The sequence below is a fragment of the Cupriavidus sp. 01T418 genome (assembly GCF_056398885.1).
In genome coordinates this window covers 20,639-37,004 of sequence record NZ_JBFTQG010000009.1, presented here as the reverse complement: position 1 = coordinate 37,004, position 16,366 = coordinate 20,639, and the positions used below count along the sequence as shown (strand labels likewise).

Here is a 16,366-nt window from a genome sequence, read left to right as displayed (position 1 = left end):
GTGGTTTTGGCTTGAAGCCTGGGCGGACTTGCGCGGCGCTGGATGGGCCCTGGGTGCCTCCCAACGCCGCGCGTGTTTCCTGCTGAGCGGCCTTGCCGTACCCTGCTTCGCCCTACTTCGGCTGTGCAACGACCCGCAGATACGGCTTGAGGGTCTTGAAGCCCTGCGGATACTTCTTCATCGCGTCTTCGTTGGATACCGAGGTGGGGATGATCACGTCGTCGCCCGGTTTCCAGTTCACCGGCGTGGCCACGGTGTGTTTCGCGTTGAGCTGCAGGGAATCGAGCAGGCGCAGCACTTCGTCGAAATTGCGGCCGGCGCTCATCGGATAGACCAGCATCGCCTTGACCTTCTTGTCCGGCCCGATGAGGAACACCGAGCGCACCGTGGCATTGTCCACCGCAGTGCGCGGCCCGCCACTCGCGTTGGGATGGATCATGTCGTAGAGCTTGGCGACCTTGAGGTCGACGTCGCCGATCATCGGATAGTTGACGGCGTGCCCCTGCGTTTCCGCGATGTCCTTGACCCAGTTCTGATGGTCGCTGACGGGGTCCACGCTAAGGCCGATGATCTTGGTATTGCGCTTGTCGAATTCCGGTTTCAGTCCAGCCATATAACCCAATTCCGTAGTACAGACCGGCGTAAAGTCTTTGGGATGGGAGAACAGAATCGCCCAATTGTCTCCGATCCACTCATGGAAATCTATCTTCCCTTCCGTGGTGTCCGCCGTGAAATCGGGGGCTTCGTCACCAATGCGAATCGACATATTCAGTCTCCTTGTGATGGGTGGATGCGGATCAACGGACGAGGACGGAGATAGCGGCTGCATCCCGACGCTGCCCCTGTGCGCGAGACCGTCACCGCACAGTATAGTGGGCTGTAACGATAAGGAGGCGCGGAAACAGGCGGCGCGAACGCACCCGAGCCCGCTAGCCGTACTGCGCGATCAGATCGCGGACGACGGGATAGACCTTGGTCCGCCATAACGGTCCGGAGAAAAGATCATAGTGACCGCACCGGGGTATCGTGACATGCCGCTTGAGGCGCGCCGCGATGCCGCTGCACAAGTCGTGCGCGGCCTGGGTCTGCCCGAGCCCGGATATATCGTCCAACTCGCCCTCCACGGTGAGCAGCGCGGTGTCGCGAATGTCCTGCGGCCGCACGGCCTGCCCATGCACGCTCCAGTTGCCGCGCGCCAGCCGAAACTCGTGGAACACGATGCGGATGGTATCCAGGTAGAACTCGGCTGCCATGTCGAGCACCGAGTTGTACTCCTCGCAAGTACGCCGGTGCGCCTGGGCGCGCTCGGTATCGCCCTGCACCCGATCGAGGTAGCAGTCCCAATGCGCATTCGCCATGCGCGCCGGATGCGCCATCACCAGGCCCGCATGCTGCAGGAAGCTCGGGTACACCTTGCGGCCGGCACCGGGATATCGGGCCGGCACCGTGTGGATCAGGTTGGTTTCGAACCACGCCAGCGGTTGGCGGGCGGCCATGCGATCCACGGCGGTCGGGTGGCGGCGGGTGTCGATCGGGCCGCCCATCAGGACCAGGCTTGCCGGCATCGGCTCGCCGGCGCTGGCCAGCAGCGATACCGCCGCCAATGCCGGCACGGTAGCCTGGCAGACGGCGAGCACGTGCAGGCGTTGCCCGCCGATATGCCGGATGAACGCCTGTAACTCGCCGACGCAGTCGTCCAGGTGAAACGGCCCCTCGACCAGGGGCACATAGCGCGCATCGCGCCAGTCCGTCACATAGACTTCGTGTGCGGGAAGCAGCATTTCCACGACTTCTCGCAGCAGCACGGCATGATGGCCCGCCAGCGGCGCGCACACCAGCACGGGGGGCCTTCGTCCTGACGCGGCAACCCGGTCGCACGCGAAACGCAACAGACGGCAAAATGGCCGTTCCAGCACGATCTGCTCGTCCACAGCCACGACGCGACCGTTCGCGTCGCACGTGGTAATGCTGAAGGCGGGCTTCCCGTAAGTCTTGCCTAGCCGGTAGAGCCACTCATAGCCCGCAGCAAAGCAGGGCGCACCCGGCACATGGGCAAACGGGCTGCCTGGGTCGGTGAAAGCGTTCGTGGCCTGCGCTGCCCATGCCGTCCACGGTTCGAGCAATGCACGCTGATACTCCATGAAACGGTACAGCATATGGGCGTCGGGAAGAATGCGCTGGAAGGACTTTCAATATATGCCGCACCGGCGCCGGCACAAGGCCGAACGACGCGCCCCCTAGCCCCAGCGGTCATCCTTGACCTGTACCTTGCCGCCCACGACCCGGATTGGGAAGATCGCCACCGGGTCATAAGCCGGCGGGGACAGCGCCGCCCCCGTGATGAGGGAGAAATGCGCGCCGTGGCGCGGACAGACGATTTCCTCGCCTTCGATGTCGCCGCCGCACAAAGGCTCCGCCTCATGGGAACACATGTCCTCGATGGCGTAATAGCTGCCGCCCACATTGAATACCGCGACCTGCACCCCGTCGACGTCAACGGTGCGGCACGTCCCGGGCGTGAATTCGTCGGCTCGCGCGACATCGATCCATTCGCTCATCTCAGAGCAGCCCCAGTTCCAGCCGCGCCGCCTCGCTCATCCGCTCTCGCGACCAGGGCGGATCCCATACCAGTTCAACCTCGACTTCGTCCACGCCGCCAACTTCCATGACGGCGCTCTCGACCACGCCGGGGAAGGTCTGCGCCACCGGGCAGCCCGGCGCGGTCAGCGTCATGCGGATGTCCACCTTGCCGGCGACTTCGTCCACGGACAGGGCATAGACCAGGCCCAGGTCGTAGATATTGACCGGGATCTCGGGGTCATAGACGGTGCGCAGCGCCTCTATCACCCGTCCCTCCATCGTGCCGGGGCCAGGCTCGAGCCTGTCTTCGTGTGCCTCTGCCTTGCGCAGCCAATCGATCATGCTCATCGCGTCACTCCGTTGAGACCGGCTGGGCGCTACCGCGCAAGGCGGCTTGCAGGGTATGCCAGGCCAGAGTCGCGCACTTCACGCGGGTCGGAAACTCCCGTACGCCGCCCAGTACCGCCAGCTTGCCCAGCGGCGCGCCGGCCTGCGCCGGGCCGGATCCGGTCACAAGCGCGTGGAAGCCGGAGAACAACGCCTGCGCCTGCGCCTCGGTCTTGCCCTTGAGCGCCTCGGTCATCAGTGACGCCGAGGCGGTGGAGATGGCGCAGCCGGAGCCCTCGAAGCTCGCATCCTCGATCATGCCGTCGCTCACCTTCAGGTATAGCGTGAGCCGGTCGCCGCACAGGGGGTTGAACCCCTCGGCGCTGCGGTTCGCGCCCGCCAGCCGCCTGCAATTGCGGGGCGAGCGGCTGTGGTCGACCACGACTTCCCGGTAAAGATCGAGCAAATCGGACATCAGGCAAATACCTCCTGTGCCTTGCGCACGGCACGGAACAGCGCATCCACTTCCTCGCGCGTGTTGTAAAGCGCAAAGGACGCACGCACCGTGGCGGGCACGCCGAACCGCTCCATCACGGGCATGGCGCAATGGTGGCCCGCACGGACCGCCACGCCTTCCAGGTCGAGGATGGTGCCGGCATCGTGGGGATGCACGCCATCCAGGACGAACGAGAGAATGCTGGCCTTGTCCGCGGCCGTGCCGATGATGCGCAGGCCGGCAATCTGCGCTGCCTGCCCGGTGGCGTAGGCGAGCAGCGCGTGCTCGTGGGCCGCGATGGCTTCCGGACCCACCGCGCTCACATAGCCGATCGCGGCGCCCAGGCCGATCACGCCGGCGATATTGGGCGTGCCGGCCTCGAACTTGAAGGGCAACTCGTTGTAAGTGGTCTTGCGGAAAGTGACCTCGCGAATCATGTCGCCCCCGCCCTGGTAAGGCGGCATGGCATCGAGTAGCGCGGCCTTGCCATAGAGCACGCCAACCCCGGTGGGGCCGTAGAGTTTGTGCGCCGAGAATGCGTAGAAATCGCAATCCAGCGCCTGCACGTCGACCTTGAAGTGCGGCACGGCCTGGGCCCCATCGACCAGCACTGGAATGCCCCTGGCGTGCGCCAGCTCGATGAGGTACCGCAACGGGTTGACCGTGCCAAGGGCATTGGACAGATGGGTCACGGCAACCAGCCTGGTGCGTGGGCCAAGCTGGCGCTCGAATGCCTCCAGCAGCAGTTCGCCCGCGTCGTTGATCGGCGCCACCTGCAGGATGGCACCCGTGCGCTCGCACGCCAGTTGCCACGGCACGATATTCGAATGGTGCTCCATCGCTGTGATCAGGATCTCGTCGCCGGGCCGCAGGCGCTGTCCGTAACTCGCCGCCACCAGGTTGATCGCCTCCGTGGCTCCGCGCACGAACACGATCTCCTCGCGCCGGGCCGCGTTGATCAAGCCTTGCACGGCGTCGCGCGCGGCCTCGTAGGCATCGGTCGCGAGTTGGCTCAGGGTATGCACGCCGCGGTGGATGTTGGCATTGAGCGCAGCGTAGTAATGTGCCTCGCAGTCGATCACGCTCTGCGGCTTCTGGCTGGTGGCGGCGTTGTCCAGATAGACCAGCGGCTTGCCGTTGACGGTCTGCCGCAGGATGGGGAAATCCCGGCGCAGCCGCATCACGTCCAGGCCATCGGCCGGTACCGCGCGCTGCAGGGCCCTGAGTTCATGCGCGGCTGTGTTCATGTCAGCACCTTCACCGGCTCGGGCAAGTGGCCGCGCAACAGCGTTTCCAGCCGCGCGCGCAAAGAGATCAGGCCCAGCCGGCTGACCATTTCTTCGGCGAAGGCGAAGGTCAGCAGGGCCCGGGCCGAAGCGTCGTCCACCCCACGCGAGCGCAGGTAGTAGATCTGGTCGGGATCGAGCTGGCCTACGGTGGCGCCGTGGCTGCACTTGACGTCGTCGGCGTAGATCTCCAGCTGTGGCTTGGTGTCGACCTCGGCATTCCCGGACAAGAGCAGGTTGCGGTTGGATTGGTGCGCATCGGTATGCTGGGCATCGGGATGCACTACCACCTTGCCGTTGAACACGGCGCGCGAGGCGTCGGCCAGCACGCCTTTATAGAACTCCCGGCTCTTGCCGTCCGGCCTGGCGTGGTCGATGCGGGTGTGGTGGTCGAGATGCTGCCGGCCGCTGCTCATGTATAGCCCGTCGAGCGAGCACTCGGCGCGCTCGCCATTCAGCGCGACCTGGATGTCTGCCCGCGCCAGGCCGCCGCCCAGGGCGAATGCACTGGAGGTGACGCGGCTGCCGTGCCCCTGATCCATATTCACGGCGGCGATGTGAAACGCTTTCAGGCTCTCTTGTTGCACCTTGTGATGTTCGACCTGCGCGCCACGCGCGGCGACCACGTCGGTGACGCAATTGGTGAGATAACCGAGGCCGTCCACGCCCACGTGGTGCTCCACAATGCAAACATGGCTGCCTTCGTCCGCCATCACGAGATTGCGCGTATGGGTGGCCAGTTCGGACTCCGTGGTGACGAACAGCAGGTGGATCGGCTTGTTGGGAGCAGTGCCGGCGGCCAGGCGGATATAGGCGCCATCGGCCATGAGCGCCGTGTTCAATGCGGCGAAGCCGGACGGGTAGTCGCTCACGCGGCGGCGAAGCAGCGCTTCCACGGGTTCCGGTGTGCGCTCCAGCATGGCGGCGAGGCTGAGGAGTTCAACCCCTGCCGGCAGCATACCGATGCGCGACCATTGCGGCTGGTGGCGGCCGTTGACGAATACCATCAGGTGCGCGCCGGGCAAGGCGAGCGACTCGATCCGCGCAGCCAGGGCGGCGTCCGGTTTGCCGTCGGACTGCGTCGGCCGCACGGTAAAGCGGCTTCTCTCGATCCCGGCCACGCTGGTGTACTTCCAGTCCTCATGGCGCAGCGTCGGAAACCCGGCTTGCGCGAAATACTCGCGCGCCTGTTGGCGCTCGCGCGCGAGCCAGGGCAGTCGCCGGCCAGGCAATGCAGCCTCGACGCGGTCGAACTCGGCAAGATAGTGTTCCACGCCGGTTGCGCTCATGCTGAAGCCTCCGTGCCGGTGAAAGCCGGCGCCTCCATCCCGACATAGCCATGGCGCTCCAGTTCGAGCGCCAGCTCGGGTCCGCCGGACCTGGCAATGCGCCCCTGCGCCAGCACGTGGACGCGATCCGGCACGATGTAATCAAGCAGCCGCTGGTAATGGGTAACCAGCACGATGGCGCGTTGCGGGCCGCGCATGGCGCCGATGCCGCTGGCGACGATCTTGAGCGCGTCGATGTCGAGGCCGGAGTCGGTTTCGTCGAGAATGGCGAGCCGGGGCTCCAGCACCGCCATTTGCAGGATCTCGTTGCGCTTCTTTTCGCCGCCGGAAAAGCCCTCGTTCACGGAGCGGTAAAGCAGGCTTGGGTCCATCTCCATGAGCCTGAGTTTGTCCTTGACCAGCGCGAGAAAGTCGATGGCATCCAGCTCCGGCTCGCCGCGATGCTTGCGGATCGCGTTGAGCCCCGCCTTGAGCAGATAGATGTTCGAGACGCCGGGAATTTCCACCGGATACTGGAAGGCCAGGAAAACGCCCGCGCGCGCCCGCTCTTCGGGCGGCATGCCAAGCAGGTTCGCGCCGTCGAAGAGGACTTCGCCTGCGGTCACGACGTAGCGGTCCCGTCCGGCCAGCACATGGGCAAGGGTGCTCTTGCCGGAGCCGTTGGGGCCCATGATGGCGTGCACTTCGCCGGCTTTCACGGTAAGGCCGATGCCGCGCAGGATGGGCTTGTCGTCGACTGAGACATGCAGGTTGCGGATTTCAAGCATGGCTGGCCTCTTGCTCCAATGTGGTTCCGATGTGGTTCCAATGTGGCTCCGAGGCGCCGCGTCCCGCGCGCTCCCCTAGCCGATGCTTCCCTCCAGGCTGACGCCCAGCAGCTTCTGCGCTTCCACCGCGAATTCCATGGGCAGTTCCTTGAACACTGCCTTGCAAAACCCGTTCACGATCATCGATACCGCGTCTTCGGGGCCGATGCCGCGGCTTTGGCAATAGAACAGCTGGTCCTCGCCGATGCGCGAGGTGGAGGCCTCGTGTTCGACGCGGGCGGTGGCATTCTTCACCTCGATGTAGGGAAAGGTGTGGGCCGCGCATTGGTCGCCCAGCAACAGCGAGTCGCACTGCGAGTAGTTGCGCGCGCCATCGGCGCTCTTTGCCACCTTCACCAGTCCGCGGTACGCATTCTGGCCGTGGCCGGCGGAAATGCCCTTGGAGAGAATCGTGCTCCGGGTATTCCTGCCGAGGTGGACCATCTTGGTGCCGGTGTCGGCCTGCTGGTAGTGGTTGGTCAGCGCCACGGAATGGAACTCCCCAACCGAGTCGTCGCCCTGCAGAATCACGCTTGGATACTTCCAGGTAATGGCCGAGCCGGTCTCGACCTGGGTCCACGAGATCTTCGAGCGGGCGCCGCGGCAGTCGCCGCGCTTGGTCACGAAGTTATAGATGCCGCCCTTGCCCTCCTTGTCCCCCGGATACCAGTTCTGCACCGTCGCGTACCGGATCTGCGCACCTTCCAGCGCGATCAGTTCCACCACGGCGGCATGCAGCTGGTTTTCATCGCGCATCGGCGCGGTGCAGCCTTCCAGATAGCTGACATAAGCGCCCTCGCCGGCAATGATCAGGGTGCGCTCGAATTGTCCAGTCTTCTGGGCGTTGATGCGAAAGTAAGTGGACAACTCCATCGGGCAGCGTACTCCGGGGGGGATATAGCAGAACGACCCGTCGCTGAACACAGCCGAGTTGAGCGTGGCGAAGTAGTTGTCGGTGTATGGCACGACCGTACCCAGGTACTGCTGCACCAACTCTGGATGCTCCCGCACCGCCTCCGAGAACGAACAGAAAACGATGCCGAGCTCGCCCAGTTTCGCCTTGAAGGTGGTCGCTACCGAGACGCTGTCGAATACCGCGTCCACGGCGACGCCCGCGAGCAACGCGCGTTCCCGCAGGGGCACGCCCAGCTTCTCGTAGGTGCGCAGCAACTCCGGATCGACCTCGTCCAGCGTCTTGGGCCCGGCCTTCTGGGAGCGCGGCGCCGAATAGTAGGCGATAGCCTGGTAGTCGATGGGCGGGTGCCTGACTGTCGCCCAGTGCGGCTCGGACACCGTCAGCCAGTGACGATAGGCCTTGAGGCGCCAGTCAAGCATGAATTCCGGCTCGTCCTTCATGGCCGAGATCATGCGGATCACGCCCTCGTTCAGCCCGCACGGCACCGTGTCCGTTGCCACGGACGTGTAGAAGCCGTGCTGATAGCCTTGGCTGATCAGTTCGTCGAGCTTGTACCCCGGGGTTGCCATATTCTGCCTTCGGTTGCCATGCGTCACTCGAATGTCACTCGAATGTCACTCCAATGCCGGCTTGCGGCCTGCCGCCCTCCAGGCGTGCAGCATGCCGGTATCCACCGGATGCAACGCCGGTTGGGTCATGTCCGCCAGCGTTACGCCATCCAGGGCATGAAAGATTGCCAGGCTGATTTGCTGCCAGTTTGCCCGGACGGAACAGGTTCCTTCCCGGGCACACAAGCCGGCCGCGATACTGCATTCGGTCATGCCGGCGGGGCCTTCCATGGCGTCGATCACCTGCGCGATCGAGATTTCCTGCGGCGGCCGCGCCAGCAGGTAACCGCCCCTGGCGCCGCGCAACGAATGCAGCAGGTGTTGCCGCGCGAGCATCTTCAGGATTTTGCTCGTCGTTGGCATCGACACACCGATCTCGGCCGCAACCTCGGCGGCACTGCAGATCCGGCCCGGATCCCGCGCCATGTGGGTCATGATTACCGTGCCGTAGTCGGTCAGTTTGCTTAGCCTGAGCATCGTCCCCACCCGTCCCCACCAGTGCGCGCCATCTGGAACCAGTTTAGTACTCTTTGTTCCGATGCGCGGCGCACCGCGGTAAAGCGGCGGCATTTCCCGTCTCAATGGAGCGCGCGAGTCACGCAGGCCTGGCAGGCCTCAACTCTTCCTGGCCGTCTTCGCCACAAATGGCGTTGGCACGTGCTGGACCGTTTCGCTGCCGCACTTGGGGCAAGGCGGATGGGCCGTTGCATGTTCAGCGAGATGTTCGGCGTGGTCGAAGACCTGACCGCACTTCTCGCAACGGTACGAATAGGTGGGCATGACACTCCTCCATCCTGCATGGTGCAGGGACTCGCTGTATCTGGTGTGCCGGTCACTTCCCGCAGACCGGCATTTCAATTCTAGGACACCGTCGCGTCCGACACGGCCAGTTGTATTGCATGGCCAGTACCGCATCAGGCACCTATCCTTCGCATTGCCCTCCTTCGCGCTTTGCGTGCTTATTATGGAAACATGCGCACGCTTGCATGAGGCAAGACTACCGTCCTCAGCATCCTCACCATCGCCGCTCAGGAGTTGACCATGAAAAGGCCGCACAAGGTGGATCCTGGCAAGACGCAGCGAACCGGACCGCCGGATCGGCCAGGCACGGGACGCGCCATTCCCAGCATCCTCGATGCCAGCAAACAGGTGTACCTATGGGCGGACATCGACGAGACCGTCGACGTATTCACCGAACAGACGGCGGAACCGACCGATTTCCGCCATGGCCATTACCCGGACGACGATGACGCGCCGGACGAAGTCACGAACGAGATCACCCGCGCGGCCGAGAGCATTCCCGCCGACACGCCCTCGGACCGGGCAGACCGGAGCGCGGAACGGGAAGAGCACCCCCCTATGCCACCCAGCATCGATGACGTGCTGGACAAGGACCTGCTTCCCGATCCGGCCGACGATGTGCCGCGTGCGGGGAAGCCGCGCAAGCGATAGTGCCCTGGATCCGGAGTGCGTGGAGGAAACAGGCATGCCGGGTGAGCGTGGAACGCTTCCCCGCCAGCCCGACAGGCCAGACAAGGATGCACCATGAGCAATCGTCGGTACGTGGTCACAATCGACCAACCCAAGGACATCTCCGACGAGCAGATGGCCGAGTACATCAAGCTGGCCATCGGCGCGTGGGGCGCAGGATTGCCACCGCCGCCCCAGGACAGCCCGTTCTTCGATCTGGACGTGATTTCGGTCACGGGCCCGGGCAAGCCGCACAAGCACGCCGAGAGCCACTGACACCGGCCGCGTCCCCCTGGATGTTTCCGTATGCGCTTCGAAGCATTTTCCTTTGGATCCCTCCGTATTGACGGAGAGACCTACCAGCATGACGTCATCATCGATCAGGGGAAGGTCCGCAAACGCAAGAAAAGGCCATCCAAACCTTTCCGCGAAGCCTTCGGGCACACGCCGCTGTCGATCATGGAAGACATACCCTGGAATTGCAGCCGTCTGGTGATCGGCACCGGTAGCGGTGCGTTGCCGGTCATGGATGACGTGAAGCGAGAGGCGAAACGCCGCCATGTCGAGCTGGTCATCCTGCCCACCGCCGAAGCCATCGCAAAGCTGGAGGAGCATCCCCGCGGCGCCAATGCGATCCTGCACCTCACCTGCTAGTGGCCTGGAAAAGGAGACACCAGCATGGCCAGCCAACCCGTCACCGTGATCACCGGCGCGAGCCGCGGACTCGGCCGCGCAGCCGCATATCGCCTTGCCACCGCCGAAGGCCACCTGGTCGTCGCCACGGCACGCGAGCCGGCGGACCTCGCAGCGTTGCAGGTCCAGCTCAAGCTAACCGGCTCTTCGCTCGCATGCCACCCGCTCGACGTCACGGACGACCATGCGGTGGCCGCCCTTGCCAAGTGGCTGGCCGAACGCTTCGGTCGCGTGGACGCGCTGATCAATAACGCCGGCGTCTCGCTCGATCACTACGGCACCAGCCTGCTCGAACTGCCGCTCGATACCTTGCGCAGCACCCTGGAAACCAATCTCTTCGGCGTGCTGCGGGTTACTCAGGCATTGGCGCCCCTGCTGCGCGCCAGCGGCTCCGGCCGGGTGGTCAACCTCGCATCCGGCATGGGGCAGCTCGCGGACATGGGCGCCGGTGCGCCGGCCTACCGCATTTCAAAGACGGCGCTGAATGCCGCCACCCGCATCCTGTCCGCCGAACTGGCCGGCAGCGGCGTCAAGGTCAACTCGGTGTGCCCTGGCTGGTGCCGCACCGACCTGGGTGGGCCCGATGCGCCGCGCTCGCCCGAGCAAGGCATCGACACCGTCGTCTGGCTGGCGACGCTGCCTGAGGCGGGACCCAGCGGCGGCTTCTTCCGCGATCGCCAGCCGATTCCCTGGTAGAGCAGGTCCGCGCCCTGCATCGGTTCGGACAAGACCCGCACGTTCACGGGTCGCGCCTGTCAACCGCCACGCACCCGGTGCGGCCACGGCCGGACCGGGCCAGGCTGGCAAGTGCCCATCCTTGCACTATGCTGGTCTTGTGGGGAGGTGATATGAAACACGCACCCGAACGGCAACCCCAGGGCAGCACCCAACCGCGGACCTGGCCAGCGCGCCTGCGGCGCACAGGCGTCATCTCCGCGCTGCGGTCGAGCCGTATTGCCGCGCTCGCGCTAGCCGGCGTGGGCTTCGCGCTGACGGTCCCGGCGCCAGCCAAGGTGGAGGGTGACACCATCATCCTCGGCGCGGCAGTCTCCCTGACCGGCAAATACTCCACCAACGGCAAAAACACCCAGGACGGCTACGCGCTCGCTGTCAAGCGGGTCAACGAGCTTGGCGGCGTCAAGGTGGGCGGCAAGGCCTACCAGTTGAAAATCCTTTACTACGACGACGAATCGACCTCCGCTCGCGGCGCGCAGCTGGCCGAGCGGCTGATCAGCCAGGACGGCGTCAAGTTCGTGCTCGGGCCGTACAGCTCTGGCCTCACCAAGGCGATCGCGCCGGTCACCGAGAAATATCGTATGCCGATGGTCGAGGGCAACGGCGCCGACCGCAACCTGTTCACCCAGGGCTATCGCTACCTGTTCGCCGTGCTCAATACCTCGGACTACTATCTGCGCTCGGCAATCAACCTCGCCGCCGAAGAGACACAACGCGCAGGCAGGTCGCCAAAAAGCCTCAAGCTGGCGATCGCCGTCGAGAACGACGATTTCTCGAAGGATGTGCGCGACGGCGTGGTCGAGGACGCCAGGCGTTTGGGCATGCAGGTAGTGGTCGATGACAAGCTGCCGCCGGAACTGAACGACATGTCGGCAACGCTGGCCAAGGTCAAGGCGTTCAAGCCTGACATCCTGGTGGTCTCCGGCCACGAAAAAGGCGCCACGCTGGCGGTGCGGCAGATCGCCGAAATGCAGGTGTATGTGCCCATGCTGGCCCTGACCCATTGCGACTCCGCGCAGATCATCGAAAAGTTCGGCAAGGCGGCGGAATTCGCGGTCTGCGGCTCGCAATGGGACCGCTCGCTCACGTACACCGACCGCTGGTTCGGCTCTGCCGGGCAGTACGCCCGCATGTTCGAGCAGGAATTCCGTTATGAGGCGCCCTATCAGGCGGCCGAGTCCAGCGCTGCCGTGCTGGCCTTCGTGGACGCCTTCGAACGCGCGGGCTCGTTCGAACCCGACAAGATCCGCGATGCACTCGCCGCTACCAACCTGATGACCTTCTATGGTCCGCTCAAGTTCGACCAGACCGGCAAGAACATCGCCAAGTCCATGGTGCTGTACCAGGTCCAGGACGGCCAGTTCAAGGTGGTCGCGCCGAGCGGCTGGGCATCGTCCCGGATCATCTTCCCGGCTCCTGCCTGGGCCAAACGCAAGTAAGCAAGTCGATAAGTGACGCATGCCGCCTCCGCGGCAACCGCTGACATGACCGATCTGGCGGTCCTCTTCCAAACCCCCGAACTCAACCTGCAGCTCGTGGTGGATGGCCTGCTGGCCGGGGCGATCTTCGCGCTGGTGGCCTACGGCATGGCGCTGGTGTGGGGCGTGATGAACATCATCAATATCGCCCAGGGGGAGCTGGTGATGCTGGGCGGCTATGTGGTGATCTACCTGGCCGGCAAGGGGTGCCCGCCGCTGCTCGCCGTGCCCGCCGCCGCGGCCGTGATGTTCGTGGTCGGATTGGGCCTCTATCGCCTTGTCATCTTCCGCATCGTCGAGCGCGACCTGTTTATCTCGGTGCTGGCCACGTTTGGCCTGAGCATCGTGATCCAGCAGCTCGCCAACGAGGCCTTCGGCGCCAATGTGCGCACGGTCGACGCCGGGCTTGGCAGCGCCCTGCTGGCAGGCGGGCTGGTGGCGGTATCGCGGGTCAAGCTCATCGCCTTTGCCGCCGCCCTCGTACTGGGCGGCATCCTGACGGTGTTCCTCAGGAAGTGCCGCCTCGGGCAAGCCATCCGCGCCACGGCGCAGAATGCGCGGGCAGCGCGCGTGCTCGGCATCGACACCGACCGCATCTACGCCGCCACCTTTGCCCTGAACGCGGCCATCTGCGGCGCCGCCGGCGGGCTGGTGGCAATGACCTGGATCGTGCACCCCTACCTCGGGCTGCCTTATACCGTGCGCGCCTTCATGATCGTCGTAGTGGCGGGCCTGGGCAGCATGCTGCCGGTCCTGTTAGCCGGCGGAGGCCTTGGCATCGCCGAGAACTACGCCGGCTTCGTGCTCGGCACCGAGTACCAGACCGCTTTCCTGTATGCGCTGCTGGTGGTGATCCTGGTCTCGCGAAACCTGGTCCTGCGCCGGCAGCGCAGATACCTCAAATGAGCCGGCCCGCCCTGCTCGCTGCCCTGGGCGGCCTCGGCCTGTGCGCGGCCGCGGCGCCGTGGCTCGTACCCGCCCTCACCACGCAGATGGCCTTCCTCTGGCTGATGGTGCTGTTCGCCCTGACCTGGGATGTGATGGGTGGGCAGATGGGATACAACTCTTTTGGCAACATCGTCTTCTTCGGCGTCGGCGCCTACGTCTGCGCGGTGGTGCAGCGCGATCTCGGCCTGGCCTATTTCCCCGGCCTGGCGGCGGGCGCCGGGTTGTCCGCGCTGGTGGCGGTGGCGCTCGCGCTGGCGCTGGGCCCGGCCTTGCTGGCGCTGCGCGGTCACTACTTCGCGATCGCGACGCTTGGCCTGGGCATCGCCTTCGCCGATGCCGCCGCCGGCTGGAACTTCATCGGCGCCGGTTCCGGCCTGGCGCTGCCGCTCTTCCCTGGCGAGGTCGGCAGCCGCCAGCGCTTCTTCTACTACGCCATGCTCGCACTCGCCGTGGCAACGCTGCTGGCGCTGCGCTGGCTCTATGCCCGCCCGTTCGGGCTGGCGCTCAATGCCATCCGCGACGACGAAGACAAGGCCGAAGCGCTCGGCCTGCGCACCACCCGCTACAAGATCCTCGCGTGGTGCGTCAGCGCCGTCTTTCTCGGCGTGGCGGGAGCGCTGACGGGCAACCTGGTGGGCTTCATCGATCCGCGGGAACTGGCCTTCGCCGGCGCCACCTTCGGCGTCTGGATGGTGGTGATGGCCATCCTCGGCGGCAAGGGAACGCTGTGGGGACCGGTGATCGGCGCCGCCGTGTTCCACCTCACCCAGGAGCTGTTCTGGACTTACCTGCTGCGATGGCAGCGCGTCGCCCTCGGTTTGCTGATTGTGGCGATCGTGGTGCTGTTTCCAACCGGCATCATGGGCTGGATCCGGCAACTCAGGGAGCGCCGCAATGCCGATCCGCCCGCCCCGGACGTGGCACAGGAGCGTACCGGCCATGGCTAGCCTGCTCGAAGTGCGCGGTGTCACCAAATCCTTCGGGGGCGTCATGGCCAACCACGACATCTCGCTGCAGGTGCCGCAGGGCAGCATCGTCGGGCTGATCGGCCCGAACGGGTCCGGCAAGACCACGCTGTTCAATGCGATCGCAGGCTATCATCGGATCGACCGTGGCTCGATCGTCTTCGGCGGCCGTGAAATCTCGCGCCTGCGCGTACCGCAAGTCGCCCGCCTGGGGCTTGTGCGCACCTTCCAGCAAACCCGCATCTTCGCCAGCATGAGCTGCATGCAGAACCTGCTGGTCAGCGTGCCCCGCGCGCGCCAAGGGCTTGCCGCCATGGTCTCGCCCCTGCCGCCGGCGGCGACCGCGCGCGCGGATAGCCTGCTGCGCTTGGTCGGTCTGCACCAGCAACCGCATATGCGCGCCGGCGAACTCTCCTTCGGGCAGCAGAAACTGCTCGAACTCGCCATGGCGCTGATGAACGAGCCCAAGCTGCTCCTGCTCGACGAACCGACCGCGGGCGTCAACCCGGTAATGATCCAGGACCTGGTGACCTTGCTCAAAGAGGCAAATGCGCAGACCGGCCTCACCCTGCTGGTGATCGAGCACAATATGCGGGTCGTCGTCGACCTGGCCGGCTACGTCTACTGCCTGGCGCATGGCGAGCTGCTCACCGAGGGCACGCCCGCGCAAATCATGGGCGAGCGCAAGGTGATCGACGCCTACCTGGGGGTCCATTGATGCAAGCGGGGCGCGCAACCATCCGCCAGGCCGCGATTCATGACGCTGGCGCCACCGCCCCGCAGGCGCCGCGCGAACGCCCCGGCACCGCGCTGCTCGACCGCTTGGCCGGCGCAGCGCCGATGGTCGCGGTGGACGACCTCGTTGCCGGCTACGGCGCGAAGGAGATCCTGCATGGCGTCAGCCTGCGCGCCGGGCGCGGCCAGTCGCTCTGCCTGATCGGCCCCAACGGGGCTGGCAAATCCACTGTGCTGCATGCGATCTACGGTTTCGCCAGCATCCGCTCCGGCACCATCCGCATCGACGGCAAGGATGTCACCCGCCTGCGTCCGGCGCACAAGCTCCAGCGCGCCGGCCTGGCCTATGTCCTGCAGGACAGCGCCATCTTTCCCGACATGACCGTCGAAGAGAACCTGCTGATGGGCGGCTACCTGATGCGGCACCCGCGTGAAGCCCGCGAGGCCGCCGAACGCATCTGCCGCAAGTACCCCGCGCTGGCGCAACGCCGCCGCCAGCGGGCCAGGGTGCTCTCGGGCGGCGAGCGCCGCCTGCTGGAAATCTCGCGTGCGCTGATGATGGACCCTGACGTGCTGCTGGTGGACGAACCGTCGATCGGACTGGAGCCGCGTTTCATCGACATGGTGTTCGAGATTCTCCGTGAGCTGCAGCACGCGCAGGGCAAGACCCTCATCCTGGTGGAACAGAATGCGCGCAAGGGGCTGGAATTTGCCGACATCGGCTACGTGCTGGTGGCCGGCCAGCTTGTCATGGCCGGGCCGGGCGCCGAATTACGCAGCGACCCGGAGGTCGGCCGGCTGTTCCTGGGGGGCTGAGCGGCGGCAGGTCCGCCTTCTGCCGATGCTCTGCGCGCCAATGAATCCGGTGAGAGCTTCATGCTTCACAGCGCTTGCGGTTGCTCGCGAAGACGCTCTCCGAACATGCGCTATGGCCCATCGACGCCAGCGGCGGCCGGCCCGCACCTGAAAGCGCGCCCGGGCGCCACGGCATTGGCGCTTGTGCTATCTTGGAAACGTCGAACGTTCAGTATAGG

20 protein-coding genes are annotated in these 16,366 nt (G+C 65.3%); 9 read left to right on the top strand and 11 right to left on the bottom strand.

The features are described from left to right. Positions 1–112: 112 nt before the first annotated feature. The 11 genes from AC1DQ3_RS12510 to AC1DQ3_RS12460 form a co-directional block, all read right to left on the bottom strand. The gene (locus AC1DQ3_RS12510) at positions 113–766 is read right to left on the bottom strand and encodes a peroxiredoxin (protein ID WP_477120511.1); all 654 of its coding nucleotides are present in this window, start codon (positions 764–766) and stop codon (positions 113–115) included. Positions 767–929: 163 nt separating this feature from the next. Then, on the bottom strand, positions 930–2,156 hold the full coding sequence (locus tag AC1DQ3_RS12505) for a polyhydroxyalkanoate depolymerase (protein WP_477120510.1): 1,227 nt from the start codon (positions 2,154–2,156) through the stop codon (positions 930–932). An 81-nt stretch (positions 2,157–2,237) separates the two neighbouring features. Then, a complete protein-coding gene (locus AC1DQ3_RS12500; protein ID WP_477120509.1) occupies positions 2,238–2,558 on the bottom strand; it encodes a Rieske (2Fe-2S) protein in 321 nt (106 codons plus the stop codon). A gap of 1 nt (position 2,559) precedes the next feature. Continuing rightward, complete coding sequence (locus tag AC1DQ3_RS12495; RefSeq protein WP_477120508.1) at positions 2,560–2,928, bottom strand: SUF system Fe-S cluster assembly protein; 369 nt, start codon at positions 2,926–2,928, stop codon at positions 2,560–2,562. Positions 2,929–2,932: 4 nt separating this feature from the next. After that, positions 2,933–3,382, bottom strand: a complete 450-nt coding sequence (gene sufU, locus AC1DQ3_RS12490; protein ID WP_477120507.1) for a Fe-S cluster assembly sulfur transfer protein SufU — start codon at positions 3,380–3,382, stop codon at positions 2,933–2,935. Beyond that, entirely contained in the window at positions 3,382–4,650 is a 1,269-nt protein-coding gene (locus AC1DQ3_RS12485; RefSeq protein ID WP_477120506.1) for a SufS family cysteine desulfurase, read from the bottom strand. The genes sufU and AC1DQ3_RS12485 overlap by 1 nt, the downstream gene beginning before the upstream one ends. Next, positions 4,647–5,978: a Fe-S cluster assembly protein SufD gene (gene sufD / locus AC1DQ3_RS12480; protein ID WP_477120505.1), complete on the bottom strand. Its 1,332-nt coding sequence runs from the start codon at positions 5,976–5,978 to the stop codon at positions 4,647–4,649. The genes AC1DQ3_RS12485 and sufD overlap by 4 nt, the downstream gene beginning before the upstream one ends. Further along, positions 5,975–6,745 carry a Fe-S cluster assembly ATPase SufC gene (sufC, locus tag AC1DQ3_RS12475; RefSeq protein ID WP_477120504.1) on the bottom strand — a complete coding sequence of 257 codons (771 nt, stop codon included), beginning with the start codon at positions 6,743–6,745 and terminating at the stop codon, positions 5,975–5,977. Before sufC ends, sufD begins: the two co-directional genes overlap by 4 nt. Before the next feature lie 75 nt (positions 6,746–6,820). After that, entirely contained in the window at positions 6,821–8,269 is a 1,449-nt protein-coding gene (gene sufB, locus AC1DQ3_RS12470; protein ID WP_477120503.1) for a Fe-S cluster assembly protein SufB, read from the bottom strand. Between the two features lie 45 nt (positions 8,270–8,314). Beyond that, positions 8,315–8,785 carry an SUF system Fe-S cluster assembly regulator gene (locus tag AC1DQ3_RS12465; RefSeq protein WP_477120608.1) on the bottom strand — a complete coding sequence of 157 codons (471 nt, stop codon included), beginning with the start codon at positions 8,783–8,785 and terminating at the stop codon, positions 8,315–8,317. A gap of 138 nt (positions 8,786–8,923) precedes the next feature. Beyond that, on the bottom strand, positions 8,924–9,088 hold the full coding sequence (locus AC1DQ3_RS12460; protein ID WP_045243030.1) for an FmdB family zinc ribbon protein: 165 nt from the start codon (positions 9,086–9,088) through the stop codon (positions 8,924–8,926). A gap of 261 nt (positions 9,089–9,349) precedes the next feature. Between AC1DQ3_RS12460 and AC1DQ3_RS12455 the strand changes: the two genes are divergently transcribed. The 9 genes from AC1DQ3_RS12455 to AC1DQ3_RS12415 all read left to right on the top strand — a co-directional run bounded on the left by AC1DQ3_RS12455 (position 9,350) and on the right by AC1DQ3_RS12415 (position 16,148). Next, entirely contained in the window at positions 9,350–9,760 is a 411-nt protein-coding gene (locus AC1DQ3_RS12455; protein ID WP_477120502.1) for a hypothetical protein, read from the top strand. Positions 9,761–9,853: 93 nt separating this feature from the next. Continuing rightward, positions 9,854–10,054: a hypothetical protein gene (locus AC1DQ3_RS12450; RefSeq protein ID WP_477120501.1), complete on the top strand. Its 201-nt coding sequence runs from the start codon at positions 9,854–9,856 to the stop codon at positions 10,052–10,054. A gap of 30 nt (positions 10,055–10,084) precedes the next feature. Next, entirely contained in the window at positions 10,085–10,432 is a 348-nt protein-coding gene (locus AC1DQ3_RS12445; RefSeq protein ID WP_477120500.1) for an MTH938/NDUFAF3 family protein, read from the top strand. A 24-nt stretch (positions 10,433–10,456) separates the two neighbouring features. Beyond that, positions 10,457–11,167, top strand: coding sequence for an SDR family oxidoreductase (locus AC1DQ3_RS12440; RefSeq protein ID WP_477120499.1), 711 nt, complete (start codon positions 10,457–10,459; stop codon positions 11,165–11,167). A gap of 152 nt (positions 11,168–11,319) precedes the next feature. After that, positions 11,320–12,645, top strand: coding sequence for an amino acid ABC transporter substrate-binding protein (locus AC1DQ3_RS12435; protein WP_477120498.1), 1,326 nt, complete (start codon positions 11,320–11,322; stop codon positions 12,643–12,645). Between the two features lie 45 nt (positions 12,646–12,690). Next, positions 12,691–13,590, top strand: coding sequence for a branched-chain amino acid ABC transporter permease (locus tag AC1DQ3_RS12430; protein ID WP_477120497.1), 900 nt, complete (start codon positions 12,691–12,693; stop codon positions 13,588–13,590). After that, entirely contained in the window at positions 13,587–14,579 is a 993-nt protein-coding gene (locus AC1DQ3_RS12425) for a branched-chain amino acid ABC transporter permease (protein ID WP_477120496.1), read from the top strand. The genes AC1DQ3_RS12430 and AC1DQ3_RS12425 overlap by 4 nt, the downstream gene beginning before the upstream one ends. Next, the gene (locus AC1DQ3_RS12420) at positions 14,572–15,315 is read left to right on the top strand and encodes an ABC transporter ATP-binding protein (RefSeq protein ID WP_477120495.1); all 744 of its coding nucleotides are present in this window, start codon (positions 14,572–14,574) and stop codon (positions 15,313–15,315) included. The genes AC1DQ3_RS12425 and AC1DQ3_RS12420 overlap by 8 nt, the downstream gene beginning before the upstream one ends. After that, entirely contained in the window at positions 15,315–16,148 is an 834-nt protein-coding gene (locus AC1DQ3_RS12415; protein ID WP_477120494.1) for an ABC transporter ATP-binding protein, read from the top strand. Before AC1DQ3_RS12420 ends, AC1DQ3_RS12415 begins: the two co-directional genes overlap by 1 nt. Positions 16,149–16,366: the final 218 nt, after the last annotated feature.

Excerpts from the sequence above, each read along its gene's own strand:
- AC1DQ3_RS12495 (WP_477120508.1), bottom strand. The coding sequence starts at position 2,928 with ATGAGCATGATCGATTGGCTGCGCAAGGCAGAGGCACACGAAGACAGG.
- AC1DQ3_RS12505 (WP_477120510.1), bottom strand. The coding sequence starts at position 2,156 with ATGCTGTACCGTTTCATGGAGTATCAGCGTGCATTGCTCGAACCGTGG.
- AC1DQ3_RS12445 (WP_477120500.1), top strand. The coding sequence starts at position 10,085 with ATGCGCTTCGAAGCATTTTCCTTTGGATCCCTCCGTATTGACGGAGAG.
- sufD (WP_477120505.1), bottom strand. The coding sequence starts at position 5,978 with ATGAGCGCAACCGGCGTGGAACACTATCTTGCCGAGTTCGACCGCGTC.
- AC1DQ3_RS12415 (WP_477120494.1), top strand. The coding sequence starts at position 15,315 with ATGCAAGCGGGGCGCGCAACCATCCGCCAGGCCGCGATTCATGACGCT.
- sufU (WP_477120507.1), bottom strand. The coding sequence starts at position 3,382 with ATGTCCGATTTGCTCGATCTTTACCGGGAAGTCGTGGTCGACCACAGC.
- AC1DQ3_RS12510 (WP_477120511.1), bottom strand. The coding sequence starts at position 766 with ATGTCGATTCGCATTGGTGACGAAGCCCCCGATTTCACGGCGGACACC.
- AC1DQ3_RS12430 (WP_477120497.1), top strand. The coding sequence starts at position 12,691 with ATGACCGATCTGGCGGTCCTCTTCCAAACCCCCGAACTCAACCTGCAG.
- AC1DQ3_RS12465 (WP_477120608.1), bottom strand. The coding sequence starts at position 8,785 with ATGCTCAGGCTAAGCAAACTGACCGACTACGGCACGGTAATCATGACC.
- AC1DQ3_RS12500 (WP_477120509.1), bottom strand. The coding sequence starts at position 2,558 with ATGAGCGAATGGATCGATGTCGCGCGAGCCGACGAATTCACGCCCGGG.
- sufB (WP_477120503.1), bottom strand. The coding sequence starts at position 8,269 with ATGGCAACCCCGGGGTACAAGCTCGACGAACTGATCAGCCAAGGCTAT.
- sufC (WP_477120504.1), bottom strand. The coding sequence starts at position 6,745 with ATGCTTGAAATCCGCAACCTGCATGTCTCAGTCGACGACAAGCCCATC.
- AC1DQ3_RS12420 (WP_477120495.1), top strand. The coding sequence starts at position 14,572 with ATGGCTAGCCTGCTCGAAGTGCGCGGTGTCACCAAATCCTTCGGGGGC.
- AC1DQ3_RS12455 (WP_477120502.1), top strand. The coding sequence starts at position 9,350 with ATGAAAAGGCCGCACAAGGTGGATCCTGGCAAGACGCAGCGAACCGGA.
- AC1DQ3_RS12440 (WP_477120499.1), top strand. The coding sequence starts at position 10,457 with ATGGCCAGCCAACCCGTCACCGTGATCACCGGCGCGAGCCGCGGACTC.
- AC1DQ3_RS12425 (WP_477120496.1), top strand. The coding sequence starts at position 13,587 with ATGAGCCGGCCCGCCCTGCTCGCTGCCCTGGGCGGCCTCGGCCTGTGC.
- AC1DQ3_RS12460 (WP_045243030.1), bottom strand. The coding sequence starts at position 9,088 with ATGCCCACCTATTCGTACCGTTGCGAGAAGTGCGGTCAGGTCTTCGAC.
- AC1DQ3_RS12485 (WP_477120506.1), bottom strand. The coding sequence starts at position 4,650 with ATGAACACAGCCGCGCATGAACTCAGGGCCCTGCAGCGCGCGGTACCG.
- AC1DQ3_RS12435 (WP_477120498.1), top strand. The coding sequence starts at position 11,320 with ATGAAACACGCACCCGAACGGCAACCCCAGGGCAGCACCCAACCGCGG.
- AC1DQ3_RS12450 (WP_477120501.1), top strand. The coding sequence starts at position 9,854 with ATGAGCAATCGTCGGTACGTGGTCACAATCGACCAACCCAAGGACATC.